This is a genomic window from Mycolicibacterium canariasense, from assembly GCF_002101555.1.
In the GTDB taxonomy this organism is placed as follows: Bacteria; Actinomycetota; Actinomycetes; order Mycobacteriales; family Mycobacteriaceae; genus Mycobacterium; species Mycobacterium canariasense.
Window position 1 is genome coordinate 76,816 of record NZ_LQOL01000034.1, and the last position, 25,659, is coordinate 102,474.

The 25,659-nt window shown below is 68.9% G+C and carries 25 protein-coding genes; 19 read left to right on the plus strand and 6 right to left on the minus strand.

The annotated features are described in order from the left end of the window. Positions 1 to 5: 5 nt before the first annotated feature. Together lysX and AWB94_RS06490 are read right to left on the minus strand one after the other, a co-directional pair. Positions 6 to 3,329, minus strand: a complete 3,324-nt coding sequence (gene lysX, locus AWB94_RS06485; RefSeq protein WP_062658944.1) for a bifunctional lysylphosphatidylglycerol synthetase/lysine--tRNA ligase LysX — start codon at positions 3,327 to 3,329, stop codon at positions 6 to 8. A 45-nt stretch (positions 3,330 to 3,374) separates the two neighbouring features. Beyond that, entirely contained in the window at positions 3,375 to 3,734 is a 360-nt protein-coding gene (locus AWB94_RS06490) for a DUF1844 domain-containing protein (RefSeq protein ID WP_062658943.1), read from the minus strand. Positions 3,735 to 4,019: 285 nt separating this feature from the next. Here AWB94_RS06490 and infC point away from each other — a divergent pair, with 285 nt between their 5' ends. Genes infC through AWB94_RS06510 form a run of 4 tightly spaced genes read left to right on the plus strand, consistent with a single transcriptional unit; the run spans position 4,020 to position 6,046 of the window. Then, positions 4,020 to 4,625 carry a translation initiation factor IF-3 gene (gene infC / locus AWB94_RS06495; protein ID WP_084395420.1) on the plus strand — a complete coding sequence of 202 codons (606 nt, stop codon included), beginning with the start codon at positions 4,020 to 4,022 and terminating at the stop codon, positions 4,623 to 4,625. Positions 4,626 to 4,637: 12 nt separating this feature from the next. Beyond that, on the plus strand, positions 4,638 to 4,832 hold the full coding sequence (rpmI, locus tag AWB94_RS06500; RefSeq protein WP_024451873.1) for a 50S ribosomal protein L35: 195 nt from the start codon (positions 4,638 to 4,640) through the stop codon (positions 4,830 to 4,832). Positions 4,833 to 4,880: 48 nt separating this feature from the next. After that, positions 4,881 to 5,279 carry a 50S ribosomal protein L20 gene (gene rplT / locus AWB94_RS06505; protein ID WP_062658941.1) on the plus strand — a complete coding sequence of 133 codons (399 nt, stop codon included), beginning with the start codon at positions 4,881 to 4,883 and terminating at the stop codon, positions 5,277 to 5,279. Positions 5,280 to 5,290: 11 nt separating this feature from the next. Then, a complete protein-coding gene (locus AWB94_RS06510; protein WP_062658940.1) occupies positions 5,291 to 6,046 on the plus strand; it encodes a TrmH family RNA methyltransferase in 756 nt (251 codons plus the stop codon). Between the two features lie 67 nt (positions 6,047 to 6,113). Here the strand turns inward: AWB94_RS06510 and AWB94_RS06515 are convergent, their stop codons facing one another. Genes AWB94_RS06515 through AWB94_RS06525 form a run of 3 tightly spaced genes read right to left on the minus strand, consistent with a single transcriptional unit; the run spans position 6,114 to position 8,857 of the window. Then, complete coding sequence (locus tag AWB94_RS06515; RefSeq protein WP_062658939.1) at positions 6,114 to 6,509, minus strand: tautomerase family protein; 396 nt, start codon at positions 6,507 to 6,509, stop codon at positions 6,114 to 6,116. A 43-nt stretch (positions 6,510 to 6,552) separates the two neighbouring features. After that, the gene (locus tag AWB94_RS06520; RefSeq protein ID WP_062658938.1) at positions 6,553 to 7,797 is read right to left on the minus strand and encodes an acyl-CoA dehydrogenase family protein; all 1,245 of its coding nucleotides are present in this window, start codon (positions 7,795 to 7,797) and stop codon (positions 6,553 to 6,555) included. Between the two features lie 4 nt (positions 7,798 to 7,801). Then, positions 7,802 to 8,857 carry an oxygenase MpaB family protein gene (locus AWB94_RS06525; RefSeq protein WP_062659003.1) on the minus strand — a complete coding sequence of 352 codons (1,056 nt, stop codon included), beginning with the start codon at positions 8,855 to 8,857 and terminating at the stop codon, positions 7,802 to 7,804. Positions 8,858 to 9,053: 196 nt separating this feature from the next. Between AWB94_RS06525 and AWB94_RS06530 the strand changes: the two genes are divergently transcribed. The 15 genes from AWB94_RS06530 (at position 9,054) to AWB94_RS06600 (ending at position 24,380) form a co-directional block, all read left to right on the plus strand. Further along, positions 9,054 to 9,959: an adenylate/guanylate cyclase domain-containing protein gene (locus tag AWB94_RS06530; protein WP_062658937.1), complete on the plus strand. Its 906-nt coding sequence runs from the start codon at positions 9,054 to 9,056 to the stop codon at positions 9,957 to 9,959. 3 nt (positions 9,960 to 9,962) lie between these two features. Then, complete coding sequence (locus tag AWB94_RS06535; RefSeq protein ID WP_062658936.1) at positions 9,963 to 10,757, plus strand: rhomboid-like protein; 795 nt, start codon at positions 9,963 to 9,965, stop codon at positions 10,755 to 10,757. Next, positions 10,700 to 11,761 (plus strand): phenylalanine--tRNA ligase subunit alpha, encoded by a 1,062-nt coding sequence (gene pheS / locus AWB94_RS06540; protein WP_062658935.1) that lies wholly within the window; start codon positions 10,700 to 10,702, stop codon positions 11,759 to 11,761. Before AWB94_RS06535 ends, pheS begins: the two co-directional genes overlap by 58 nt. Further along, complete coding sequence (gene pheT / locus AWB94_RS06545) at positions 11,761 to 14,247, plus strand: phenylalanine--tRNA ligase subunit beta (protein ID WP_062658934.1); 2,487 nt, start codon at positions 11,761 to 11,763, stop codon at positions 14,245 to 14,247. Before pheS ends, pheT begins: the two co-directional genes overlap by 1 nt. Before the next feature lie 126 nt (positions 14,248 to 14,373). Further along, positions 14,374 to 15,405 carry an N-acetyl-gamma-glutamyl-phosphate reductase gene (argC, locus tag AWB94_RS06550; protein ID WP_062658933.1) on the plus strand — a complete coding sequence of 344 codons (1,032 nt, stop codon included), beginning with the start codon at positions 14,374 to 14,376 and terminating at the stop codon, positions 15,403 to 15,405. Next, on the plus strand, positions 15,402 to 16,616 hold the full coding sequence (gene argJ / locus AWB94_RS06555) for a bifunctional glutamate N-acetyltransferase/amino-acid acetyltransferase ArgJ (RefSeq protein ID WP_062658932.1): 1,215 nt from the start codon (positions 15,402 to 15,404) through the stop codon (positions 16,614 to 16,616). Before argC ends, argJ begins: the two co-directional genes overlap by 4 nt. Continuing rightward, a complete protein-coding gene (argB, locus tag AWB94_RS06560; RefSeq protein ID WP_062658931.1) occupies positions 16,613 to 17,497 on the plus strand; it encodes an acetylglutamate kinase in 885 nt (294 codons plus the stop codon). The genes argJ and argB overlap by 4 nt, the downstream gene beginning before the upstream one ends. After that, positions 17,494 to 18,684, plus strand: coding sequence for an acetylornithine transaminase (locus tag AWB94_RS06565; protein ID WP_062658930.1), 1,191 nt, complete (start codon positions 17,494 to 17,496; stop codon positions 18,682 to 18,684). The genes argB and AWB94_RS06565 overlap by 4 nt, the downstream gene beginning before the upstream one ends. Next, complete coding sequence (argF, locus tag AWB94_RS06570) at positions 18,681 to 19,604, plus strand: ornithine carbamoyltransferase (RefSeq protein WP_062658929.1); 924 nt, start codon at positions 18,681 to 18,683, stop codon at positions 19,602 to 19,604. The genes AWB94_RS06565 and argF overlap by 4 nt, the downstream gene beginning before the upstream one ends. Positions 19,605 to 19,607: 3 nt before the next feature. Beyond that, on the plus strand, positions 19,608 to 20,084 hold the full coding sequence (locus AWB94_RS06575) for an arginine repressor (protein WP_062658928.1): 477 nt from the start codon (positions 19,608 to 19,610) through the stop codon (positions 20,082 to 20,084). A gap of 29 nt (positions 20,085 to 20,113) precedes the next feature. Further along, positions 20,114 to 21,313: an argininosuccinate synthase gene (locus AWB94_RS06580; RefSeq protein ID WP_062658927.1), complete on the plus strand. Its 1,200-nt coding sequence runs from the start codon at positions 20,114 to 20,116 to the stop codon at positions 21,311 to 21,313. Next, a complete protein-coding gene (argH, locus tag AWB94_RS06585) occupies positions 21,314 to 22,723 on the plus strand; it encodes an argininosuccinate lyase (RefSeq protein WP_062658926.1) in 1,410 nt (469 codons plus the stop codon). A gap of 15 nt (positions 22,724 to 22,738) precedes the next feature. Then, positions 22,739 to 23,356: a hypothetical protein gene (locus AWB94_RS06590; RefSeq protein WP_062658925.1), complete on the plus strand. Its 618-nt coding sequence runs from the start codon at positions 22,739 to 22,741 to the stop codon at positions 23,354 to 23,356. Continuing rightward, positions 23,353 to 23,919 carry a hypothetical protein gene (locus AWB94_RS06595; protein ID WP_062658924.1) on the plus strand — a complete coding sequence of 189 codons (567 nt, stop codon included), beginning with the start codon at positions 23,353 to 23,355 and terminating at the stop codon, positions 23,917 to 23,919. The genes AWB94_RS06590 and AWB94_RS06595 overlap by 4 nt, the downstream gene beginning before the upstream one ends. Further along, positions 23,916 to 24,380: a hypothetical protein gene (locus tag AWB94_RS06600; protein WP_062658923.1), complete on the plus strand. Its 465-nt coding sequence runs from the start codon at positions 23,916 to 23,918 to the stop codon at positions 24,378 to 24,380. The genes AWB94_RS06595 and AWB94_RS06600 overlap by 4 nt, the downstream gene beginning before the upstream one ends. Here the strand turns inward: AWB94_RS06600 and AWB94_RS06605 are convergent. Continuing rightward, positions 24,337 to 25,647, minus strand: a complete 1,311-nt coding sequence (locus AWB94_RS06605; protein ID WP_234811642.1) for a hypothetical protein — start codon at positions 25,645 to 25,647, stop codon at positions 24,337 to 24,339. The genes AWB94_RS06600 and AWB94_RS06605 overlap by 44 nt on opposite strands. Positions 25,648 to 25,659: the final 12 nt, after the last annotated feature.

The following is a 25,659-nucleotide window of genomic DNA, read 5'->3' on the forward strand; positions in this document are numbered from 1 at the left end:
TGTCCTCAGCGCGGTTTTGCCAGCGGGAACGGCAGCGTCTCGCGAATGCTGCGCCCGGTGATGAGCATGACCACGCGATCCACCCCGACCCCCAGTCCGCCGGTCGGCGGCATCGCGTACTCCATCGCCTGCAGGAAGTCCTCGTCGAGCTCCATCGCCTCCGGGTCGCCGCCGGCGGCCAGCGTGGACTGTTCCTGCAGCCGCCTACGCTGCTCGACGGGGTCGGTGAGTTCGCTGTAGGCCGTACCGAGCTCGACGCCCCACGCCACCAGATCCCAGCGTTCGGCGACGCCGGCGATGCTGCGGTGCGGGCGCGTCAGCGGCGATACCGAGGTGGGGAAGTCCTTGTAGAACGTCGGGTGCTCGGTCTGGCCTTCGACCAGCCGTTCGTAGAGTTCGAGCACCACCGCCCCGGCATCCCAGTGCTTCAGGTACGGCACGCCCGCGCCGTCGCACAGCTCGCGCAACCGGGTCAGCTCGGTGTCCGGACCGATGTCCTCGCCCAGTGCCTCCGAGACCGCGCCGTGCACCGTCTTCACCGGCCACACCCCCGAGATGTCCACCGGCTCCAGCACTCCGTCGGCACCCGGCCGCATGACGACCTGCGAACCGTTGGCCGCCTGCGCGGCGTTCTGGATCAGCTCGCGGCAACCGTCGATCCACACGTTGTAGTCGGCATGCGCCTGATAGGCCTCCAGCAGCGTGAACTCGGGATTGTGGCTGAAATCCACACCCTCGTTGCGGAACGCGCGACCGAGTTCGAAGACGCGCTCGACGCCGCCCACGCACAACCGCTTGAGATACAGCTCCGGGGCGATGCGCAGATACAGATCCAGGTCGTAGGCGTTGATGTGGGTCTGGAACGGGCGGGCGTTGGCGCCGCCGTGGATCTGCTGCAAGATCGGCGTCTCGACCTCCAGGAAACCCTTGCCCACCAGCGTCTCCCGGATGGCGTGCAGGATGGCGCTGCGCGCGGTGATCAGGTCACGCGCATCGGTGTTGATTGCCAGGTCGACGTACCGGGTGCGGACCCGTGCCTCGGGATCGGTGAGCCCCTTCCACTTGTCGGGCAACGGGCGCAGGCATTTGCCGATCATCCGCCAGTCGGTCACCAGCAGCGAGGGGGTGCCGTTGCGGCTGTGTCCCATGGTGCCGGTCACCTCGACCAGGTCACCGAGATCGACCGACGCGCCGAAGTCCGGATTGTCCTGGGCGGCCGCGGGGCCGTCGAGCAGCAGCTGCACCTCCCCGGACCAGTCGCGCAGCACGGCGAACAGCACGCCGCCGTAGTCGCGGATCCGCAGGATGCGCCCAGCCACGCTGACGACGTTCGTCGGATCGGTGATGCCCAACGCGGCGGCGACGGTGTGGCTGGGTGGCTGACCCACCGGATAGGCGTCCACCCCCTGGTCTTTCAGACCCTTCAGCTTGGCCATCCGGACGCGCACCTGCTCGGGCAAGCGGTGCACGTCGTCGGCGGGTAGGTCGGCGCGCAGCCCGCTGACGTCCGGCGCGCTGCCGTCCTGGTGCAGCAGTCCGCTGTCCACCAACCGCTGCGGGGCGGCGATGTGCTCGCCGGTGTGATCCTTGCGCCGGGAGAACGGCAGCACCAGAAAGCCTTCGGCGATCACCGAGGCGACGCCGACCCGGGGGATGAGCCGGGCATCTTCGTAGCAGGCGAACCGCGGCACCCATTCCGGCTGATACTTCATGTTCGAGCGGTACAGGGTCTCCAGCTGCCACCACCGGGAGAAGAACACCAGCAGGGCCCGCCAGAGTCGCGCGATCGGGCCGGCGCCCAGCTGGGCGCCCTGCTCGAACGCCGACCGGAACATCGCGAAATTCAATGAGATGCGGGCGATCCCGAGCTCCTCGGCCTGCAGGCAGAGCTCGCTGACCATCAATTCGATGGTGCCGTTGGGGGATTGGGGCGAGCGGCGCATCACGTCCAGCGACACGCCGTTGCTGCCCCACGGGACCAGGGACAGCAACGCCACCACGTCGTCGGCTGCACCGTCGCCGCCGGCCTTGATGGCCTCGACCAACAGGCAGTCGCTGTCGGCGGGGTCGCCGAGCCGACCCAGCGCCATCGAGAACCCGCGCTCGGTCTCGGTGTCGCGCCACTGGTCGGCCCGCGTGATCACCTGGGCCATCTCCTCGGCGGTCAGCTCGCGGTGCCTGCGGATGCGCACCGTCAGCCCGGCGCGGCGGGCCCGGGTGACCGCCTGGCGGACCGGCTTCATGTCGGGGCCGGACAACCGGAAGTTGTCGGGATACAGGATTGCCTCGTCGCCGAGTTCCAGGGCGTTCAGGCCGGCTTCGCGGAACGCCTGCGCCCCCGCGGCGCTGGCCCCCATCACCCCGGGTGCCCACCCGTAGGTCTCGCACAGGCGCAACCAGGTCTCGATGGCGGCCGGCCAGGCCCGCGGATCGCCGACCGGGTCACCGCTGGCCAGGCAGACGCCGACCTCGACACGGTAGGTGATGGCGGCGCGGCCGTTGGGCGCGAACACCACCGACTTGTCCCGGCGGGTGGCGAAGTACCCCAGTGAATCGTTCTTGCCGAACAGTTCCAGCAGACCGCGGATGGCGGATTCGTCCTCACCGGTCAACGCATTGGCGGCGCGCTGAGACTGGAACAGCACCACCGCGGCGACGATCAGCGCGAGCGCGCCGAACAGCCCGAGCAGCGCGTTGACCAGACCGTGCGGATGCCCGCTGAACGCGTCGGCGTCGGCACCGGCGAACGCGCTGACCCGGTTCAGCGCGTACCAGGGCCGGTCGCCCTGGGCCAATGAACCCGGGAACAGCTCCAGCAGCCCCCAACCGACGAGGGTGCCGACGGCCATGCCGGCGACCAGGGTGGCGGCGGCCTTGAACAGCGCCCCGCGGCGCACCTTGGCCCAGAACTGAGGCCGGGCCAGTACCAGCGCGCCGATGGAGGCGACGTGGAACACCAGGCCGATGACCTCGCCGACCTCCTCGGCGAGCGTTTCGTCGCCGGTGGCCAGGTCGCCGAGATTCCAGCCGACCGCGGCCACCATGTAGAGCACCAGGATCCACCACGCGATGCGCTTGCGGGCGGCCAGCGCGGCGGCCAGCAGGGCCAACACCACCGCCCACGCGAAGCTGGTGTCGGGGAAGTTGAAGATGTAGTCGTTGACGAACTCCCGCGGCACCCGGATCACGGTGCGCACCAGCGGCGAGACGCTGGCCAACAACGACAGCGTGGCGATGACGCCGACGATCCAGCCGGCGACGGCGGGCACCCACGTGAATCGGGACCGGTGGCCGGTTCTCGACGGCTGCGGGGCGATTGTCGAGGTCATAGGCCGCGAGGATATGCCTTCGGCCATTGAATTTCGTGTGAGTGGCTACCAGACGGGGCCGGTGTATTTTTCGCCAGGGCCTTTACCGGGTTCTTCGGGGGCGGCGCTGGCTTCCCGGAACGCCAACTGAAGGCCCTTCAGTCCGTCCCGGAGCGGGCCCGCGTGCAGGCCGAGGAATTCCGCCGACGCGGTGACCAATCCGGCCAACGCGGTGATCAGCCGGCGGGCTTCGTCCAGGTCGCGGTGCGGGCTCTCGTCGGGATCCTCGGACGCCAGACCGAGCTTTTCGGCGGCCGCGCTCATCAGCATCACGGCCGAACGCGTGATCACTTCGACCGCCGGGATCTCGGCGAGTTCCCTCACCTGCGGGTCTGCAGCGGCTGGAGTTTTCTGATCGTCGGTCATGCCTGATAGACTGGCATGATCGACCGTCCCGGCGAACGCCAGGGACAGCAAGTGGAGTCCCGCTCCCACCGCAGACCATACCGGTCCAGCGGTCCGGTCGCAGGCATCTGCGGATGTCCTGTTCTGCGCACAGCGCAGACGGCGAAAGCCGTGATCGGTCGGCATCGGGCCCTGCTATATGCAGGGCCTTTCTGTTCGGGAGAACAGAGTGCTGATGGCGTTGGATTCCCCGCTGGCCCGTCGTCTCCCCACGGTCGTGGACGAGAAGACAACGTAGGAGGCCCCATCAGCACTGAGACCCGCATCAACGAGCGCATTCGCGTACCTGAAGTCCGCCTGATCGGACCGGGTGGTGAACAGGTAGGCATCGTGCGCATCGAAGATGCGCTCCGCGTCGCCGTCGACGCCGATCTCGACCTTGTCGAAGTAGCTCCGGACGCCAAACCACCGGTTTGCAAGATCATGGACTACGGCAAGTTCAAGTACGAGACGGCACTCAAGGAGCGCGAGTCTCGCAAGAACCAGCAGCAGACCGTCGTCAAGGAACAGAAGCTGCGGCCGAAGATCGACGATCACGACTACCAGACGAAGAAGGGCCACGTGGTCCGCTTCCTGGAGGCCGGGTCCAAGGTCAAGGTCACGATCATGTTCCGCGGTCGTGAGCAGTCCCGCCCTGAACTGGGTTACCGACTGCTGCAACGCCTGGGCGCCGACGTCGCCGATTACGGCTTCGTCGAGACGTCAGCCAAACAGGACGGCCGCAACATGACGATGGTGCTGGCGCCGCACCGCGGCGCGAAGACTCGCGCCAAGGCGGCCCACGACGCCGATGCGCCACCAGCCCAGCGCGGCACCGCCGAGACCGGCGAGAACCAAGAACCATCGAGTTAGAACTGAGGACACATGCCCAAGGCAAAGACCCACAGCGGAGCTTCGAAGCGCTTCCGTAAGACCGGCACCGGCAAGATCGTGCGCCAGAAGGCGAACCGCCGCCACCTGCTGGAGCACAAGGCCACCAAGCGCACCCGTCGCCTCGATGGTCGCACCGTGGTCGCCGCCAGCGACGCAGGCCGTATCAACAAGCTGCTGAACGGCTAACAGCCGCTTCACCTTTGAACCTTCCCCCGCAAGAATAGGAACACTCCCATGGCACGCGTGAAGCGCGCACTCAATGCCCAGAAGAAGCGGCGCACAGTTCTCAAGGCGTCGAAGGGTTACCGCGGGCAGCGCTCGCGGCTCTACCGCAAGGCCAAGGAACAGCAGCTGCACTCCTTGACCTACGCCTACCGCGACCGCCGCGCCCGCAAGGGTGAGTTCCGCAAGCTGTGGATCTCGCGTATCAACGCCGCAGCCCGCGCCAACGACATCACCTACAACCGCCTCATCCAGGGCCTCAAGGCCGCCGGTGTCGAGGTGGACCGCAAGAACCTCGCCGAGATCGCCGTGAGCGACCCGGCCGCGTTCACCGCGCTGGTGGAGGTCGCCAAGGCCGCGCTGCCCGCCGATGTGAATGCGCCGTCGACGTCCTCTGACGAGGCCGCCTGAGCATCACCCCGCTGACCGAGCGGGCCGACCGCGTCGCCGCAGCCGTCAAGCTGCACCGCGCCGTCGCACGTCGCCGCGCCGCACGCTTTCTCGCCGAAGGCCCCAACCTCGTCGAGGCAGCGCTGCGGCGCGGTGTCGTATCCGAGGTGTTCGCCACCGCGGCGGCGCTCGATCGCTTCGGCGACCTGCTCGCCGACGCGCCCGTGTACGAGGTGACCGAACGCGCCGCGAAAGCGTTGTCGGACACCGTGACCCCGGTGGGTCTGGTGGCGGTATGCCGACTGCCCGAGGTGTCCGTCGCCGACGTGTTGACCGGCGCGCGGCTGGTGGCGGTGGCGGTGGAGACCTCCGAACCGGGTAATGCCGGCACCCTCATCCGGCTCGCCGACGCCATGGGCGCCGATGCGGTGGTCCTGGCCGGTAATTCGGTCGACCCGTACAACGGCAAATGCCTGCGGTCATCGGCGGGCAGCATCTTCGCCGTGCCGGTGGTGCAGGCCGAGGACACGCTGGATCTCATCGCCGCGATGCGCGACGCCGGGTTGCAGGTGCTGGCCACCACGCTGGACGGCGAGACGCCGCTGCCTGCAGCCGATCTGGCCGCGCCGACGGCGTGGCTGTTCGGCTCCGAGGCCCATGGGCTCGCGCCCGCCGTCGTCGCCGCCGCCGATGCCCGGGTGACCATCCCGATGCACGGCAGCGCCGAAAGCCTCAACGTCGCCGCGGCCGCGGCGATCTGTCTGTACGCCAGTTCGCAGGCTCTCTGATGCCGAATGTCGGTTTCAGGCACGCTTTTTTGCGTCATGTGTGACGCAATCGGACACTCGCCGGCTTTCACACGTTGACATCGAAGCCCAGGTCGACGTCGCAGGCCGCTTGACCGCCGCGGATACCCCAGTTCTCCAGGGAGCTCTCCCGCAGCAGGATGGTGACGTGGTCGCGCGGAATGCCCAAGGCGTGCAGCGCGTCGGTGATCTCGCGGTAGAGGTTGCGCTTGGCCTGGACCGTGCGGCCGGCGAAACAATCGATGCCGACGAAGGTGTACAGCTCCGGTGTCGCGAGGCCGGGTGGTACAGCGAACCGGTGCGGTTCGTGAGACACCAGCCGAACGTGCTTGTCGACAACAGGGATCCGGAATGCCGCTACCAGCGCGCAGTGCACTGCGTCGATGATGGCGCCTTCTTCGGCTGGCGTGTATCGCCGTCGGACTTCGATGATGGTGCTGGGCATAGCGGATTTTCACACGGCGTACTGACGCCGGTCGCGCGAATATTCACGCGTCCCGCAACAACCCCTTCGCCACGTGCGTGATCTGCACCTCGTTGCTGCCGGCATAGATCATCAGTGACTTCGCGTCGCGCGCCAGCTGTTCGACCCGGTATTCGGTCATGTAACCGTTACCGCCGAACAACTGCACCGCTTCCATCGCCACATCGGTGGCCGCCTGCGAGCAGTACCACTTGATCGCCGATGCTTCGGCCAGGGAAATCGGGACGCCCTGCTTGGCCGACTCGATCACCCGGAACAGCATGTTGCGCACGTTCATCCGCGCGACCTCCATGCCGGCCAGCTTCAGCTGGATCAACTGGAATTGGCCGATCTCCTTACCCCACAACACCCGGTTCTTGGCGTAGTCCACCGACAGCCGCAGACACTCCTCGATGACGCCCAGGGCCATCGCGGCGACGCCGATGCGCTCGGCGGAGAAGCTGGACCGTGCGCTGTCGCGGCCGTCTCCCGAGCTGTTGTCCTCGGTCTCGCCCAACAGGCGGTCACGGCCCAACCGCACGTTGTTGAAGAACAGCTCACCGGTCCGGGATGAGTGGATCCCCATCTTGCGGAACGGTTTCGACTGTACGAAGCCGTCCATCCCGCGGTCCAGCACGAACGTCAGCACCTTGCGGTCACGCTTGTCGCGTGCGTCGCCCTCGTCGAGCTTGGCGTACACCACCACGACATCGGCATCCGGCCCGTTGGTGATGAACGTCTTCTGCCCGTTGAGGATGTAGTCGTCACCGTCGCGCGCGACGTACGACTTCATCCCGCCGAACGCGTCCGACCCGGAATCGGGCTCGGTGATGGCCCATGCGCCGATCTTCTCGTAGGTCACCAACCCGGGCAGCCAGCGTTCCTGCTGTGCCAGGGTGCCGCGGCTCTGGATGGTGGGCACCGTCAAGCCGAGGCTGACACCCATTCCCGTCACCAAACCCATGGATACCCGGCACAATTCGCTGATCAGGACGAAGCCCATGCCGGCCTGGTCGGGTCCGCCGCCGAACATGCTGCCGGAGGATTTGCCGGCCTTCCCGGTCTCTCCGGCCCGCAGCCGCGCCAGCCTGCGCTCCAGCGCTTCGCGCGCCATCGCGTCGATGCCGAAGGTGGCGAACAACTTCCGGACGACGGGGTAGGGCTCCATATCGCCGTCTTCGAGGGCGTCGATATTCGGCCGGATCTCCTTGTCGATGAATTCGCGCACCGCGTCGCGCACGGCGATATCGACGTCAGACCAGTCCAGCATCGTGTCAGGCTGCCTTTCGTTTGGCCGCCGGCCTTCTGGGCGACGGGAGCCGGCCCAGCCCGGCCAGCGAGAAGGTGGTGTGCACCAGCGATCCGGCGCGGTCCAGCAGCGTCTTGTGCGGCGGCTGATAGTGCATGGACAGCCCGCGGCGGTCCTTCGGTGGCGCCATGAAGGCCGGCGCCTCCACCAGCGGGGCATCCTCGGGCAGCTTGCCCGCGGCACGACGGTAGGCGGCCACCGCGCGGGGATGCAGCCGAATCTCGTCGGGCACCGCGAGGAAGGCCAGCTCGACCATCTTGCCCAGCAGTCGCAGCACCACCTCGTCGCCCGGTGTCCAGCGCATCCCGGCCTTCTCCCGCAGTGCCGGATCGAACAGCCCGGCGGCCACCCAGCGCTGCGCCCCGACCATCGGCTTGAACAGCTGATCCCAGACCGGGGTCGGCATCAGCACGAACCACGGCTTGGGAATGCGGATGCTGAAGATGTCCATGGTGGCTCGGTTGATCTCGAGTTCGTCGCGGCACTTGTGGTCCCAGTACTCGCAGAAGTCCTCCCAGGTGGCCGGCACGGGCCGCATGCTCATCCCGTACATCCGGTACCACTGCACGTGCTCGTCGAACAGTTGTCGTTTCTCGGCCTCGGTCAGCCCGCCGCAGAAGTACTCCGCCGTCTTGATGATGAGCATGAAGAAGGTGGCGTGCGCCCAATAGAAGGTCTCCGGATTGAGCGCGTGGTAGCGCCGGCCGGTGTCGTCGACACCCTTGATGTCGTGATGGAAGCTCTTGATCTGCTCCCCGGTCTCGGCGGCACGGTCACCGTCGTAGACCACGCCCATGATCGGGTACACCGATCGGGCCACCCGCTGCAACGGTTCGCGCAGCAGGATCGAGTGCTCCTCCACCGCGGCACCGAGTTGCGGGTACATGTTCTGGATCGACCCGATCCACACCCCGAGCAATCCCGTCCGCAGATCGCCGAAGTACTTCCAGGTGAGCGAGTCGGGGCCGAGCGGGATGCCGGGCTGAGTATCGGTACCGGCGCGGGAGTGTGCTGTTGTCATGGCGTCCTCGCTGACGAAACCCACGGTTGTCCGGCCAGCCTATTCTTGACAACGTGCGTTGTCCATCACCTCCGTGACGCTGTGACGGACCGGCGATCAGGCCGCCGCACGGCCGTGACCTGCCGCTTTCGACATGTGAGCAAGGTCGTCCCAGGACGCGATTGCCGCTACCGGTGGTGCCACCTATCGTGGCGTCGTGGACGCTGAACGGTTGGACGAACCGGCCGGCGGCATAGGACAAGCGGTTGATCTGCCCCGCCCGGTCGGGCCGCTGGGCGGACCGCTGGAATGGCTCAAGGGCACGAACCACAATCCCGGGGTGATCGCGCTGATCCGGCGGGTACGCCGCGCGCTACCCGGCGACCCAGACTTCGGCGATCCGTTGTCGGCCGCCGGTGACGGCGGTCCGCGCGCCGCCGCCCGCGCTGCCGATCGGCTACTCGAACGCGACGCCGCGTCGCGGGAAGCCAGCCTGGGCGCGCTTCAGGTGTGGCAGGCGCTCACCGAGCGGGTCTCGGGCCGGCCGGCCAACCGCGAGGTCACGCTGGTCTTCACCGATCTGGTCGGCTTCTCGGACTGGTCCCTACGCGCCGGTGACGACGCCACGCTGCGGCTGCTGCGCCGGGTCACCTCCGTCGTCGAGCCGCCCCTGCTGGCGGCCGGCGGTCGCATCGTGAAGCGGATGGGCGACGGCGCCATGGTGGTCTTCCGGGATCCGGTGCCCGCGGTGCGTGCGGTGCTGACCGCGCTGGAGGCGGCGGGTGGCGTCGAGGTGGACGGCTATACGCCGACGATGCGGGCCGGGATCCACACCGGCAGGCCCCAGCGCATCGGGTCGGACTGGCTGGGCGTCGACGTCAACATCGCCTCCCGGGTCATGGAGCGGGCCACCAAGGGCGGCCTGGTGGTATCGCAGTCGACGCTGGACGGCATCTCCGGCGAGGATTTCGCGGCCATGCGCCTACAGGCCAAGCGGGTGCGCAAACAGCTGTTCGGTGCGAGACCCAGCGGCGTCCCCGACGATCTGCAGATGTACTGGCTGCGCGCCAGGCCCGAGGAGGCCGGCGTGGACGCCGAGGACGACACCACCGCCGGCGGCTGAACCATGCCGGTGAAATGGGTGTGGAGCTTGCGGGTGACCATCGGCTACGCCGCCGCCCTGGTGACCGTCGCCGCGATCCTCGCCGCGCTGGGGCCGACGGTGCACGACCGGGTGATCCGGCACGCGAGTACCAATCTGCACAACCTGGCGCACGGCCGGGTCGGCACGCTGCTCGGCAGCGCCTTCGTCGTCGACGTCGGCGCCATGGCGCTGTGGCTGCCCGGACTGGTGTGCCTGCTGGCCCTGGCCGAGTTGCTGTGGCGCAGCCGCAAACTGCTGGCCACCTTCCTGATCGCCCATATCGGTGCCACGCTGGTGATCGCGGCCGCGCTGGCCGTCGCCGTGCAGCAGGGCTGGATGCCCCGCTCGATCACCCGGGCCACCGACGTCGGGATGAGTTACGGCGCGATGGGCGTGCTCGGCATGCTGACGGCGGCCATCCCGCCGCGCTGGCGCCCAGCCTGGCTGTGCTGGTGGATCACGCTGGGGGCGGCGGTGGTGGCGGCCAGCCGCGACTTCACCGACGCCGGTCATCTGGTCGCGTTGCTGCTCGGCATGCTCGTCTCGACCCGGCTGGGCGGCCCCGCCCGCTGGACCCGCCCCCGACTGGGGCTGCTGGCCGTCGGGTCGCTCTTCGGCTACCTGGTGGTCGTCGCTTACGCGCCCGCCGTCGCGACGGCGATCGCCGCCGCGGCAGCGCTGGCGGCGGGTGCGCGGCCGGCCGTCGCTATGATCGCCGGGTGGCTGTCCAGACTGAACGACAAGGCGAGCCCGCGGATCTCTCGGAAGAAGCCCTGAGCCAGGCTGTCGATGCGGCCCGCGCGGCGTTCGACGCTGCCGCCGATCTGGACGCACTGGCCCGGGCCAAGACCGAACACCTCGGCGACCGTTCGCCGATCGCGTTGGCCCGGCAGGCCCTCGGCACGCTGCCCAAGACCGATCGCGCCGATGCGGGCAAGCGGGTCAACGTCGCGCGCGGCGCCGCCCAGCAGTTGTTCGACGACCGGCTGGCCGTGCTGCGTGCCGAACGCGATGCCGCCGTGCTGGTCGCCGAACGCATCGACGTGACCCTGCCGTCTACCCGGCAGCCGGTCGGCGCCCGGCATCCCATCACCCTGCTCACCGAGCGCATCGCCGACACGTTCGTGGCGATGGGCTGGGAGCTGGCCGAGGGGCCCGAGGTCGAAACCGAGCAGTTCAATTTCGATGCGCTGAACTTCCCGCCGGACCACCCCGCGCGCAGCGAGCAGGACACCTTCCAGATCGCCCCCGAGGGCTCACGTCAGGTGCTGCGCACCCACACCTCGCCGGTGCAGATTCGCGCGCTGCTGGAACGCGAGTTGCCGGTGTACATCATCTCGTTGGGCCGCACCTTCCGCACCGACGAACTGGACGCCACCCACACCCCGGTGTTCCATCAGGTGGAGGGGCTGGCGGTCGACAAGGGCCTGACCATGGCGCACCTGCGCGGCACGCTGGACGCGCTGGCCCGCGCCGAGTTCGGCCCGGCGGGCCGCACCCGGTTCCGGCCGCACTTCTTCCCGTTCACCGAGCCGTCGGCCGAGGTCGACGTGTGGTTCGAGAACAAGAAGGGCGGCCCCGGATGGGTGGAATGGGGCGGCTGCGGCATGGTGAACCCGAATGTGCTGCGCGCCTGCGGTATCGACCCGACCGAGTACTCGGGCTTTGCCTTCGGTATGGGATTGGAGCGAACCCTGCAGTTCCGCAACGGAATTCCCGATATGCGCGACATGGTGGAGGGTGACGTGCGCTTCTCCCTGCCGTTCGGAGTGGGCGCCTGATGCGTATTCCGTACAGCTGGCTCCGCGACGTGATCCGGGCCGGCGCGCCGGGCTGGGATGTGGGTGTCGACGAGCTGGAGCAGACGCTGATCCGCATCGGCCACGAGGTCGAGGAGATCCTGCCGGTCGGTCCGGTCACCGGTCCGCTCACCGTGGGGCGGGTCGTCGAGATCGAGGAGCTCACCGAGTTCAAGAAGCCGATCCGGGCCTGCAAGGTCGACGTCGGCGAAGCCGAGCCGCGCGACATCGTCTGCGGGGCACGCAACTTCGCGGTCGGCGACCTGGTGGCGGTGGCTCTGCCGGGCACCACGCTTCCCGGGGACTTCACCATCGCCAAGCGCAAGACGTACGGCCGCACCTCCGACGGGATGATCTGCTCGGCCGCCGAACTGAACCTGGGCGCCGACCAGTCCGGCATCATCGTGCTCCCGCCGGGCACCGCCGAACCGGGGGACTCGGGCATCGAGGTGCTCGGGCTCGACGACGTGGTGTTCAACTTGGCGATCACGCCGGACCGCGGGTACTGCCTGTCCATCCGCGGCATGGCCCGCGATATCGCCTGCGCGTTGGACCTCGACTTCGTCGACCCCGCCGACGTCCCGGCGCTGCCCGTGCAGGGGGAGGCCTGGCCGCTGACCGTGCAGCCCGGCACCGGCGTGCAGCGGTTCGGGCTGCGGCCCGTCACCGGCATCGACCCGGCCGCGGTGTCGCCGTGGTGGTTGCAGCGCCGGCTGCTGCTGTCCGGGATCCGGGCCATCTCGCCCGCGGTGGATGTCACCAACTACGTCATGCTCGAGATCGGGCATCCGATGCACGCGCACGACCGGTCGCTGATCACCGGCGGGTTCACCGTGCGCTTCGCCGAGCAGGGGGAGAAGGTGGTGACGCTCGACGACGTCACCCGCACCCTCAACGCCGGTGATGTGCTGATCGTCGACGACGTGGCCACCGCGGCCATCGGCGGTGTGATGGGCGCCGGCACCACCGAGGTGCGCGACACCACCACCGATGTGCTGTTGGAGGCCGCGGTGTGGGATCCGGCCGCGGTGTCGCGTACCCAACGCCGCCTGCACCTGACCAGCGAGGCCGGCCGTCGTTACGAGCGCACAGTGGACCCGGCCATCTCGGTCGCGGCCCTGGACCGCTGCGCCAGCCTGCTGGCCGAGATTGCCGGTGGCACAGTCGAACCCACCCTGACCGATTGGCGCGGTGACCCGCCGCGCGAGGACTGGTCACACCCGCCGGTGAGCATGCCGCTGGATCTGCCCGACCGCACCGCAGGCGTGACCTACGCCGAGGGTGTGACGCCGAGGCGGCTGCGTCAGATCGGCGCGCAGGTGTCGGTGGCCGACGGTGTGGTGACCGCGGTGCCGCCGAGCTGGCGCCCCGACCTGCGGGAACCCGCCGACCTGGTCGAGGAGGTGCTGCGCCTGGAAGGGCTGGACCTCATTCCGTCGGTGCTGCCGCACGCCCCGGCCGGGCGCGGGCTGACCCCGATCCAGAAGCGCAGGCGTGCGGTGGGCAAGTCGCTCGCCCTGACCGGTTTCGTCGAGGTGCTGCCGACGCCGTTCCTGCCCGCCGGGGTGTTCGACACCTGGGGTCTGGACCCGAGCGATCCGCGTTGCAACACCACCCGGGTACTCAACCCGCTGGAGGCCGACCGGCCCGAGCTGGCGACGACACTGCTTCCCGGCCTGCTGGAGGCGTTGGCGCGCAACGTGTCCCGCGGTGCGGTGGACGCCGCGCTGTTCGCCATCGCCGAGGTGGTGCTGCCGACGCCGCAGACCCGCGCGGTGGACCGCATCCCGACCGACCGGCGACCCACCGACGAGGAGATCGCCGCGCTGGACGCCTCACTACCGCGTCAACCCGAACATGTCGGCGTGGTGCTCACCGGGCTGCGCGAACCGGCCGGCCCGTGGGGGCCGGGACGCAAGGTGGAGGCGGCCGACGCCTTCGAGGCGGTGCGGGTGATCGGCCGGGCCGCCGGCGTCGACCTCACGCTGCGCGCCGCCCAGGAATTGCCGTGGCATCCGGGCCGCTGCGCCGAGGTGTTCGCCGGGGAGGTGTCCGTCGGTTTCGCCGGGCAATTGCACCCCGCCGTCATCGAGCGGATGGGCCTGCCCAAGGGCACCTGCGCCGTGGAGTTGGACCTGGATGCCGTGCCGATCGTGGAACGGCTGCCCGCCCCGGCGGTGTCGCCGTTCCCGGCGGTCTTCCAGGATGTCAGCCTCGTCGTCGCCGAGGACGTCGCGGCTCAGTCGGTCATCGACGTGGTCCGGGCCGGGGCCGGTGAGCTGCTGGAGGATGTCCGGCTGTTCGACGTCTACACCGGTCCGCAGATCGGGGAGGGGCGCAAGTCCCTGACGTTGGCGCTGCGGTTCCGCGCCGCCGACCGCACCCTGACCGAGGACGAGGCCAGCGCCGCCCGCGACGCCGCCGTGGCCGCCGCCGCGACCCAACTCGACGCCACCCAGCGCGCCTGACCCGTCCCCGCCCAATTGTGCAAACGGGCGGAAAAGTGCGAGTGGAATCGGGCGAAACGTCAATCTCGGCGCGAGCCCGATCTAATGAGTTTGCATCTCGGTGCATAACGATGCAAAGATCGGGATATGACTTCGGTAGCCGTCGCCGGCGCCAGCGGATACGCCGGCGGTGAGATCCTGCGCCTATTGCTCGGTCACCCCGCCTACGCCGACGGGCGCCTGACCATCGGCGCCCTCACCGCGGCCGCCAGCGCAGGCACCACCCTGGCCGAGCACCACCCGCACCTGCTGCCGCTGGCCGGCCGGGTGCTGGAGGCCACCGACGCCGACCTGCTGGCCCAGCACGACGTGGTGTTCCTCGGCCTGCCGCACGGGCACTCCGCGGCCCTGGCCGAGCAACTCGGCGACACCGTCATCATCGACTGCGGCGCCGATTTCCGGCTCACCGACGCCACCGACTGGGAGCGGTTCTACGGATCCGCACACGCCGGCACCTGGCCCTACGGCCTGCCCGAACTGCCCGGCGCGCGGGACAAACTGCGGGGCGCCACCCGGATCGCGGTGCCCGGCTGCTATCCGACCGCCGCGTTGCTGGCACTGTTGCCCGCCGTCGCCGCCGATCTGGTCGAACCGAACGTGACGGTCGTCGCCGTCAGCGGCACCTCGGGGGCGGGCAGGTCGGCCAAGGTCGACCTGCTGGGCTCCGAGGTCATCGGATCGGCGCGGGCGTACAACGTCGGGGGTAAGCACCGGCACACCCCGGAGATCGCCCAGGGGTTGCGCAGCGTCACCGCCAAGGACGTCACCGTGTCGTTCACCCCGGTGTTGATCCCCACCGCCCGTGGCATCCTGGCCACCTGCACCGCCCGCACCGAGGCGCCCGAGCAGGAGATCCGCGCCGCCTACGAAAAGGCGTACGGCGACGAGCCGTTCATCCACCTGCTGCCGGAGGGGCAGTTGCCCAAGACCGGCTCGGTGATCGGCAGCAACGCCGCCCAGCTGGCCGTCGCGGTGGACTCCGACGCCAAGACGCTGGTCGCGATCAGCGCGATCGACAACCTGACCAAGGGCACCGGAGGTGCCGCCGTGCAATCGATGAACCTGGCCCTCGGTTGGCCCGAAACAGAAGGACTGTCCATCGTGGGAGTGGCACCGTGACATCACAAGCGGCGACCGGCAATCTCGTTCGGACCCAGGGCGTCACCGCCCCGGCAGGTTTCCGGGCCACCGGAATCTCGGCAGGTATCAAGGCATCCGGTGCACTCGACCTGGCGCTGGTGTTCAACGAGGGGCCGGATTACGGCGCCGCCGCAGTGTTCACCCGCAACCAGATCAAGGCCGCACCGGTGCAGTGGTCGCAGCAGGTGCTCACCACCGGCCGGCTGCGGGCGGTCATCCTCAATTCCGGTGGCGCCAACGCCTGCACCGGCGCCCTGGGTTTCCAGGACACCCATGCCACCGCCGAGGCCGTGGCCGCCGCGCTGAGCGACTGGGGCACCGAGACCGGTGCCATCGAGGTCGCGGTCTGCTCCACCGGATTGATCGGTGATCGGCTGCCGATGGACAAGGTGCTGGCCGGTGTCACCGAGATCGTCCACGAGATGGCCGGCGGGCTGACCGGCGGTGAAGAGGCGGCGCGGGCCATCATGACCACCGATACCGTGCCCAAACAGGTGGCGCTGCACCACCCGGGGGATTGGACCGTCGGCGGCATGGCCAAGGGCGCGGGCATGCTGGCCCCGTCGTTGGCGACGATGCTGGTGGTGCTCACCACCGATGCCGTCGCCGACGCGCAAGCACTCGACACGGCCTTGCGCAGGGCCGCGGCCCGCACGTTCGACCGCCTCGATGTGGACGGCAGCTGCTCCACCAACGACACCGTGCTGTTGCTGGCCTCCGGTGCCAGCGAGATCACGCCCAGCCAGGCCGAACTCGACGAGGCCGTGTTCGCGGTGTGCGACGACCTGTGCGCCCAGCTGCAGGCCGACGCCGAAGGCGTCACCAAGCGGGTCACCATCACCGTGCGGGGCGCCGCGGGCGAGGACGACGCCGTGGTCGCCGCCCGCGCCGTGGCCCGCGACAGCCTGGTCAAGACCGCGCTGTTCGGTTCCGATCCGAATTGGGGCCGGGTGCTGGCCGCCGTCGGGATCGCGCCGGTGAAACTGGATCCGCAGCGGATCGGCGTGTCGTTCAACGGTTTTCCGGTCTGCATCGACGGCGCCGGCGCGCCGGGTGCGCGGGAGGTGGACCTGTCCGGTGCCGATATCGAGGTTGTCATCGATCTCGCGGTCGGCGCCGACTCGGCCTCCATCAGGACCACCGATCTGTCGCACGGGTACGTCGAAGAGAATTCGGCCTACTCATCGTGACCACCGGGTCGACGTCCACCAGCACCAAGGCACAGGTACTGGCCGAAGCGCTGCCCTGGCTCAAACAACTCCACGGCAAGATCGTCGTGATCAAGTACGGCGGCAACGCCATGACCGACGACACCCTCAAGGCCGCCTTCGCCGCCGACATGGTGTACCTGCGCAACTGCGGTGTGCACCCCGTCGTGGTGCACGGCGGCGGCCCGCAGATCAGCGCCATGCTCAAGAAACTCGGCATCGACGGTGAGTTCAAGGGTGGATTCCGGGTCACCACACCGGAGGTGCTCGACGTGGCGCGGATGGTGTTGTTCGGTCAGGTGGGTCGTGAGCTGGTCGGCTTGATCAACGCCCACGGCCCGTACGCAGTCGGGATCACCGGTGAGGATGCCCACCTGCTCACCGCGGTACGGCGCAGTGTCCTGGTCGACGGCGTGCCCACCGATATCGGACTGGTCGGCGACGTCGAGCAGGTCAACGCCGCGGCTGTGCTGGATCTCATTGCGGCTGGGCGGATTCCGGTGATCTCCACCATCGCCCCCGACAAGGACGGCGTGGTGCACAACATCAACGCCGACACCGCGGCGGCCGCGGTGGCCGAGGCGCTCGGCGCCGAGAAGCTGCTGATGCTCACCGATGTCGAAGGGCTGTACACGGACTGGCCGGACCGCGCGTCGCTGGTCAGCGAAATCGACACCGCAGCACTGACCCAGCTGCTGCCGAAACTGGAATCGGGCATGGTGCCCAAGATCGAGGCGTGCCTGCGGGCCGTGAACAACGGGGTGCCGAGCGCACACGTCATCGACGGCCGCGTCGAACATTGTGTCCTCGTCGAACTTTTCACCGACGAAGGCACCGGAACCAAGGTGGTGAACCCCTCGTGACACTGCAGCAGCGCTGGGAAGCGGTGATGATGAACAACTACGGCACCCCGCCGCTGGCCCTGGCCGGCGGGGAGGGTGCGGTGGTCACCGACACCGACGGCAAGTCCTACCTGGACCTGCTCGGCGGTATCGCGGTCAATGTGCTGGGCCACCGCCACCCCGCGGTCATCGAGGCCGTCACCACCCAGCTCAACACCCTGGGGCACACCTCGAATCTGTATGCCACCGAACCCGGTATCGCGCTGGCCGAGAAACTCGTCGACTATCTGGGGGCTTCAGGGGCGAGCGAAGCGACGGGGAAAGCCGGAGCGCGAGCATTCTTCTGCAACTCCGGCACCGAGGCCAACGAGGTCGCGTTCAAGATCACCCGGCTCACCGGCCGGACCAAAGTCGTTGCGGCAGAGGGTGGATTCCACGGCCGCACGATGGGGTCGCTGGCCCTGACCGGGCAGCCGGCCAAGCGTGCACCGTTCGAGCCGCTGCCCGGTGAGGTCACCTTCGTGCCCTACGGCGATGTCGACGCGCTCGAGCGCGCCGTCGACGACAGCACCGCCGCGGTGTTCCTGGAACCGATCATGGGGGAGGGCGGTGTGGTCGTCCCGCCCGCCGGCTACCTGGTCAAGGCCCGCGAGATCACCGCCGAACACGGTGCGCTGCTGGTACTCGACGAGGTGCAGACCGGCGTCGGGCGCACCGGTGCCTTCTACGCACACCAGCACGACGGCATCACCCCGGACATCGTCACGCTGGCCAAGGGGCTGGGTGGTGGCCTGCCGATCGGCGCCTGCCTGGCCCTCGGCACGACCGGCGATCTGCTCACCCCCGGCCTGCACGGCAGCACCTTCGGCGGCAACCCGGTATGCACCGCGGCCGCGCTCGGGGTGCTCAAGGCGCTCGACGAGCACGACCTGGTCGCCAAGGCCGGCGTGCTCGGCAAAGTCCTGAGCCACGGCATCGAGGAACTCGGCCACCCGCTGGTCGACCACGTCCGCGGCAAGGGTCTGCTGCAGGGCATCGTGCTGACCCAGCCCAACGCCAAGGCCGTCGAGACCAACGCCCGCGACGCCGGATTCCTGGTGAACGCCGCCGCGCCCGACGTGGTGCGGCTGGCCCCGCCGCTGATCATCACGGAAGCGCAGATCGAGCAGTTCCTCACCGCCCTTCCCGAGATACTGGATGCCTCATGACGCTGCGACACTTCCTCCGCGACGACGATCTGAGCCCGGCCGAACAGTCCGAGGTGCTGGCCCTGGCCGCCGAGTTGAAGAAGGAACCGTTCAGCCGCCGGCCGCTGGAGGGCCCGCGCGGGGTGGCGGTGATCTTCGAGAAGAACTCGACCCGCACCCGGTTCTCGTTCGAGATGGGGATCGCCCAGCTGGGCGGGCACGCCATCGTCGTCGACGGGCGCAGCACCCAGCTCGGGCGCGAGGAAACGCTCGAGGACACCGGGGTGGTGCTGTCCCGGTATGTCGACGCCATCGTGTGGCGCACCTTCGCCCAGGAACGCCTGACCGCCATGGCCAGTGGCGCCTCGGTGCCGATCGTCAACGCGCTGTCCGACGAGTTCCACCCGTGCCAGGTGCTGGCCGATCTGCAGACCCTGGCCGAACGCAAGGGTGAGCTGACGGGTCTGAAGATGACCTATTTCGGCGACGGCGCCAACAACATGGCGCATTCGCTGATGCTGGGTGGGGTGACCGCGGGCATCCACGTCACCATCGCCGCGCCCGCCGGCTTCGAACCGCATCCGCAGTTCGTCGACGCCGCCAGGCGCCGCGCCGCCGAAACGGGCGCCACCGTGACCCTCTGCAGCGATCCGAAGGTCGCCGCGGAGGGTGTGGACGTGCTGGTCACCGACACCTGGACGTCGATGGGGCAGGAGAACGACGGGCTGGACCGGGTGCGGCCGTTCCGCCCGTTCCAGGTCAACAGTGAGCTGCTCACCCTCGCCGACCCGGAAGCCGTTGTGCTGCACTGCCTTCCGGCGCACCGCGGACACGAGATCACCGATGAGGTGATCGACGGTCCGCAGAGCGCGGTGTTCGACGAGGCCGAGAACCGGTTGCACGCGCAGAAGGCGTTGCTGGTCTGGTTGCTGGAGCGATAGCCCATGAGCACCCCGACCCGGGTCGGACGCCAGGCCCGCATCGTAGCGCTGCTGTCCGCGAACGCGGTGAGCAGTCAGGGCGAGCTGGCCGCGATGCTCGCCGCGGAGGGCATCGAGGTCACCCAGGCGACGCTGTCGCGTGACCTGGAGGAGCTCGGTGCGGTCAAGCTGCGCGGCGCCGACGGCGGTGTGGGCGTGTACGTGGTGCCCGAGGACGGCAGCCCGGTGCGCGGGGTGTCCGGCGGCACCGAACGGGTGACCAAGCTGCTGGGCGAACTGTTGGTGTCCACCGACGCCAGCGCCAACCTGGCCGTGCTGCGCACCCCGCCGGGGGCGGCGCACTACCTGGCCAGCGCCATCGACCGGGCATCGTTGCCCCAGGTGGTGGGCACCATCGCCGGTGATGACACCATCTTCGTGATAGCGCGGGAGCCGATGACCGGTGCCGAGCTCGCGACCATGTTCGAAAACTTGAAATAGCAGTTCAGAGAAATAAGGGAGATCAACGAATGTCCGAACGCGTCATCCTGGCGTATTCCGGCGGTCTGGACACCTCGGTCGCGATCAGCTGGATCGGCAAGGAGACCGGGCGCGAGGTGGTGGCCGTGGCCATCGACCTGGGCCAGGGCGGCGAGGATATGGAGGTCGTGCGGCAGCGTGCGCTGGACTGCGGCGCCGTCGAGGCCGTCGTCGTCGACGCGCGGGACGAGTTCGCCAACGAGTACTGCCTGCCGACCATCCAGTCCAACGCGCTGTACATGGACCGCTACCCGCTGGTGTCGGCCATCAGCCGGCCGCTGATCGTCAAGCATCTGGTCAAGGCCGCCCGCGAGCACGGCGGCGGCACCGTCGCGCACGGCTGCACCGGTAAGGGCAACGACCAGGTGCGCTTCGAGGTCGGCTTTGCGTCGCTGGCACCGGATCTGCAGGTGCTGGCCCCCGTCCGGGATTACGCGTGGACCCGGGAGAAGGCCATCGCCTTCGCCGAGGAAAACGACATCCCGATCAACGTCACCAAACGGTCGCCGTTCTCGATCGACCAGAACGTGTGGGGCCGCGCGGTGGAAACCGGCTTCCTGGAACACCTCTGGAACGCGCCGACCAAGGACGTCTACGACTACACCGAGGACCCGACGCTCAACTGGAGCACTCCCGACGAGGTGATCGTCGGCTTCGACAAGGGTGTGCCGACCTCCATCGACGGCAGGCCCGTCACGGTGCTGGAGGCCATCGTCGAGCTCAACCGCCGTGCCGGGGCCCAGGGCGTGGGCCGGCTCGACGTGGTGGAGGACCGCCTGGTCGGCATCAAGAGCCGCGAGATCTACGAGGCCCCGGGGGCGATGGTGCTCATCACCGCGCACACCGAGCTGGAACACGTCACCCTGGAGCGTGAACTGGGCCGCTACAAGCGCGGCACCGACCAGAAGTGGGGCGAGCTGGTCTACGACGGCCTCTGGTACTCGCCGCTCAAGCGCGCCCTGGAGGCGTTCGTCGCGCACACCCAGGAGCACGTCACCGGCGAGATCCGGCTGGTGCTGCACGGCGGGCACATCGCCGTCAACGGCCGGCGCAGCCCGACCTCGCTGTACGACTTCAACCTGGCCACCTACGACGAAGGTGACAGCTTCGACCAGTCGTCGGCCAAGGGTTTCGTGCACGTGCACGGCCTGTCGTCGAAGATCTCGGCCAAGCGCGACCTCGGTCTGTAGATGAGTACCAACGAGGGCTCCCTGTGGGGCGGCCGGTTCGCCGACGGCCCGTCCGAAGCCCTTGCCGCACTGAGCAAATCGACGCATTTCGACTGGGTGCTGGCGCCGTACGACGTCACCGCGTCCAAGGCGCACGCCCGGGTGCTGCACCGCGCCGGGCTGCTCACCGACGAGCAGCGCGATGGCCTGCTCGCCGGTCTGGACAGCCTGGGCTCCGACGTCGTCGACGGCAGCTTCGGTCCGCTGCCCACCGACGAGGATGTGCACGGCGCGCTGGAACGCGGCCTGATCGACCGGGTGGGCCCCGAACTGGGCGGCCGGTTGCGGGCCGGCCGGTCGCGAAACGACCAGGTCGCCACCCTGTTCCGGATGTGGCTGCGTGACGCCATCAAGGCGGTCGGTGCCGGCGTGCTCGACGTGGCGGCCGCGCTGGCCACCCAGGCCGCCGCCCACCCGACGGCGATCATGCCGGGCAAGACGCACCTGCAGTCGGCACAGCCCGTGCTGCTGGCGCATCATCTGCTGGCCCACGCGCACCCACTGTTGCGCGACGCCGACCGGCTGATCGATCTGGACAAGCGGGCCGCGGTGTCGCCGTACGGATCCGGCGCACTGGCCGGGTCGTCGCTGGGTCTGGATCCCGACGCGATCGCCGACGAACTCGGATTCGCCACGGCCGCAGACAATTCCATCGACGCCACCGCGGCGCGGGATTTCGCCGCCGAGGCGGCCTTCGTGTTCGCGATGATCGCGGTGGATCTGTCCCGGCTGGCCGAGGACATCATCCTGTGGAGCACCACCGAATTCGGCTACGTGAAATTGCACGACGCGTGGTCGACCGGCAGTTCGATCATGCCGCAGAAGAAGAACCCGGACATCGCCGAACTCGCCCGCGGTAAGTCCGGCCGGCTGATCGGAAATCTGGCCGGGCTGCTGGCCACGCTGAAGGCGCAACCGCTGGCCTACAACCGGGACCTGCAGGAGGACAAGGAGCCCGTCTTCGACTCGGTGGCGCAGCTCAACCTGTTGCTCCCCGCGATGGCCGGGCTGGTGGGCACCCTCACCTTCGACACCGACCGGATGGCGCAGTTGGCGCCGCTGGGCTACACGCTGGCCACCGATATCGCCGAATGGATGGTGCGCCAAGGTATTCCGTTCCGCGTGGCGCACGAAGCCGCCGGAGCGGCGGTCAAGGCGGCCGAGTCCAGAGGCGTCGGACTGGAGGAACTCGCCGACGACGAGCTCGCCGGTATCCATCCCGGCTTGACCGCCCAGGTGCGCGAGGTGCTCACCATCGCGGGCTCGGTCGATTCCCGGGACGCCAGGGGCGGCACCGCACCGGTCCAGGTGGCCCGCCAGCTCGGCGTCGTGCGAGACACGCTGGATCGACTGCGGATCGGACTGCGCTAGGTACTATCGGCAGCCATGGAGCCCGGGGGGAGCGCCGCCACACCGACCGTGGGCGTCCGGCAGCGTCTGTGGCGCTGGGTCTCGGGGTGGGGCTTCAAGGAGTGGCGCCGGGTGGCATTGGTGGCCGTGCTCGCCGGCACGGCGGCATTCGGCGGACTGGACACCGTCAACGACCACATCACCGACATCGCGCCCGGCGAGGCGTTCAACACCGGTGAATTCGAGATGACGGTGCAGCGCGCCACCCTGGTCACCGAGGTGCGGGCGGGCGATCGCGTGCTCTTCGCGGCGAAGCCGGGCAGCCACTACCTCGGCCTGGTGGTCACCGCGCACAACATCGGCACCCTGCCCGGTGTCGTCGACAAGCCGATCCGGCTGATCGACCAGCCCGCCGCCGAAGCGCTGGCCCCCATGCGGATGGCCGACGGCACGATCGCCGGACGGCTGGGACCCGGGCTCACCGACGAGATCGTGCTGCTGTGGCGGCTGCCCGAGCACGCGCTCGCCGTCGGCGCGCAGCTGCCGGTCCGGGTCTACAAAGAAGTACGCAAGGCCAGCGTCACCGCGGGACAGGCCTGGGTGCGCGGCGACGACTACGCCCAGTTGACGGTGCCCGTGCGAGGCCGACCGTGAGGCGGGCGCTGTATGCGGCGGTCAGCACCGTGGTGATCGCGGCGGCGGCGTGGATGTGGCACAACCTGCCCACCCCCGACGACGTGTACGCCTCCTTCGACGTGCATGCCGGCATGGGCGAGCGTGCCACCGGCGACGCGATCACGGCCCAAGTCACCGGCGTGCGCATCGGCCCGCGGATCCACAAGAAGCTGAACCGGCCCGCCCTCGTCGACGCCCTCGGCACCTGGGTCGCCATCGACGGGGAGGCCATGACCACCCGGACCGACCAAGTGCCCACCGTCGACCTGCTCGTCGGTCCGAACACCTACGTGCCGACCAACCGGCTCGGCTTCACCGCACTCACCGGCAACCTGACCCCCGGTATCGCCGTCCGCAGTTCGTGGATCTTCGACGTCCCGCCGGAGCTCGTGGCGCCCGGCGCACCGACCATCACCCTGCGGGTCTGGGTGAACGACTGGCGCCAGGACTCACGCCTGGTCATGGCGATCCCGCTCGACGATCCACGGGTACAGCGCACCGACGTCATCGACTTCGCACCCGCCACGCAGGTCGGAACATGACCGTCCGGCTCTGGCAGCGCAACCTCATCGGTACCGCGATCGCGGCAGCGGCGCTGGCGGTCATCTGGGTGACCACCGTGCGACCGGCGTGGCAGAACTACGAGCGCACCGTGCAGCCGGCCCACATCGCCGCACCCCACCAATCGATCGAGGTCGACGGGCAGACCTGGTCGGTACGCACCGTCAGCCGTTCGACGCGGGCCGCCGGCTCCGGTGCCGCGCTACCCGAGGGCACCGTCCTGATGAACGTCGTCGTCGAACGATCGGGAGCACCGGCGGACGGCTTCGGCTGCACCGGCTACCTGGTCCAAGGCGACCGGTCCTGGCGGGTGTCGGCCGGACCGCCGTGCGGTGCGGCGGTGACGATGCCGTGGAGCTTCCTCATTCCGGCCAGCGCGGAACCCGACGCCGTGGACGTCACGAAATCGGATGGCTCGATTCTGATTCGACTGCGGTTGTAGCCGGCGACGGCGCGGCGGTGTGCTGCAGGCACCAGGCCAGCGTGGTGGCGATCAGGCAGATTCGCAACGGCTCGATGATCGAATGCGAGACCAGCGCCAGGGCGTCCCAGGTGCCGTACCAGTACGTGACGTCATGCGGGCCCAGCAACCAGGCCATCCCGCGCAGCAGATAGCCCGAACCCAGCTGCGCGCGGTAGAAGCTACCCGACACGTCCAGCCACGACAGCCCCAGATAGGCCAGCACGTAAAGTGCCAGCGCGAGCACACCGCCGGCCGCGATGACGTGCGCCGAGTCGGTGATCGGCTTGAATTTGCCGATCTGACCGGTCAGCTGGTCGTATACCTCGGTGCGGACCCTGCCCGGGACGCGTTTCCACCCGGTGCTCAGCCGGGTGCGGGTGGTCTGGGAACGGTCGATCCAGCGGCCCAACCGCTCGCCGCCGACGCGCCGCGCCGCGGCCTGCCAGTCGGTTTTCGTGGTCGCGCCGTAGACGATGCACGCCACCGCAAGCCAGATCAGTGGGACCGCGGCTCCGCCGAACGCGGTCTTGACCGCCCACACCGCGCCGTCCCACAGCGCCTCCAACGGTGTGAAATGCGAGAAAACGCTTTCCCGAGTGTGGTTGAACCACACGATGATCCGGCGTTCGGACAGCCACGCCGACGGATTGATCAGCAGTGTCAGACCGTGACTGGCCGACACCGTCAGCACCAGGAACACCCACAGCGCGTCCAGATACACCCGGATCGGTAGCAGCCAGCCCGGCGCCCGGTCCTTGAGTCGCCCGAAAACCAGCCGGGCCACCAGCGCGACGACGATGACGGCGATGGTCACCGCGCTGACCGGCAGCATGTTCGGTTCCAGCTCGACGGGTGCGTTCGAGGTGAGCACCTCGTCGAGTCGATAGTCACCGGCGCGGTAGACGAAGGTCAGCCAGTCCTCCCGGAACATCTGCCAGGCGAGGTAGATCGCGAAGAACGGCACGATGATGGTCGCGAAGATGTCGATCTGCCGTACCGAGCGCGGCGGCAGTCCGGCCAGCACCGGAATACCCGGCCGGATCACCATGAACATCGCGACGTAGGACCCGAGCCGCGCCATACCGGCCAGCGGCATGATCAGCGACGCCCACAGGTAGTTGTCGTAGCCGGCCCACGCCGCCCACTCGATGGCCCCGATCCGGCCGAGGTAGCCGAGCAGGTAACACGCCAACAACTGCGGGAAATAACGCACGCACAGCGTCACCGGCATCAGCAGATAGCGCACCGCGTCATAGTA

Bases quoted from the DNA above. Each gene is read 5' to 3' on its own strand.
- lysX (WP_062658944.1), bottom strand. From the start codon at position 3,329: ATGACCTCGACAATCGCCCCGCAGCCGTCGAGAACCGGCCACCGGTCC.
- AWB94_RS06490 (WP_062658943.1), bottom strand. From the start codon at position 3,734: ATGACCGACGATCAGAAAACTCCAGCCGCTGCAGACCCGCAGGTGAGG.
- rpmI (WP_024451873.1), top strand. From the start codon at position 4,638: ATGCCCAAGGCAAAGACCCACAGCGGAGCTTCGAAGCGCTTCCGTAAG.
- rplT (WP_062658941.1), top strand. From the start codon at position 4,881: ATGGCACGCGTGAAGCGCGCACTCAATGCCCAGAAGAAGCGGCGCACA.
- AWB94_RS06515 (WP_062658939.1), bottom strand. From the start codon at position 6,509: ATGCCCAGCACCATCATCGAAGTCCGACGGCGATACACGCCAGCCGAA.
- AWB94_RS06520 (WP_062658938.1), bottom strand. From the start codon at position 7,797: ATGCTGGACTGGTCTGACGTCGATATCGCCGTGCGCGACGCGGTGCGC.
- AWB94_RS06525 (WP_062659003.1), bottom strand. From the start codon at position 8,857: ATGACAACAGCACACTCCCGCGCCGGTACCGATACTCAGCCCGGCATC.
- AWB94_RS06535 (WP_062658936.1), top strand. From the start codon at position 9,963: ATGCCGGTGAAATGGGTGTGGAGCTTGCGGGTGACCATCGGCTACGCC.
- pheT (WP_062658934.1), top strand. From the start codon at position 11,761: ATGCGTATTCCGTACAGCTGGCTCCGCGACGTGATCCGGGCCGGCGCG.
- argC (WP_062658933.1), top strand. From the start codon at position 14,374: ATGACTTCGGTAGCCGTCGCCGGCGCCAGCGGATACGCCGGCGGTGAG.
- argF (WP_062658929.1), top strand. From the start codon at position 18,681: ATGACGCTGCGACACTTCCTCCGCGACGACGATCTGAGCCCGGCCGAA.
- AWB94_RS06575 (WP_062658928.1), top strand. From the start codon at position 19,608: ATGAGCACCCCGACCCGGGTCGGACGCCAGGCCCGCATCGTAGCGCTG.
- AWB94_RS06580 (WP_062658927.1), top strand. From the start codon at position 20,114: ATGTCCGAACGCGTCATCCTGGCGTATTCCGGCGGTCTGGACACCTCG.
- argH (WP_062658926.1), top strand. From the start codon at position 21,314: ATGAGTACCAACGAGGGCTCCCTGTGGGGCGGCCGGTTCGCCGACGGC.
- AWB94_RS06590 (WP_062658925.1), top strand. From the start codon at position 22,739: ATGGAGCCCGGGGGGAGCGCCGCCACACCGACCGTGGGCGTCCGGCAG.
- AWB94_RS06600 (WP_062658923.1), top strand. From the start codon at position 23,916: ATGACCGTCCGGCTCTGGCAGCGCAACCTCATCGGTACCGCGATCGCG.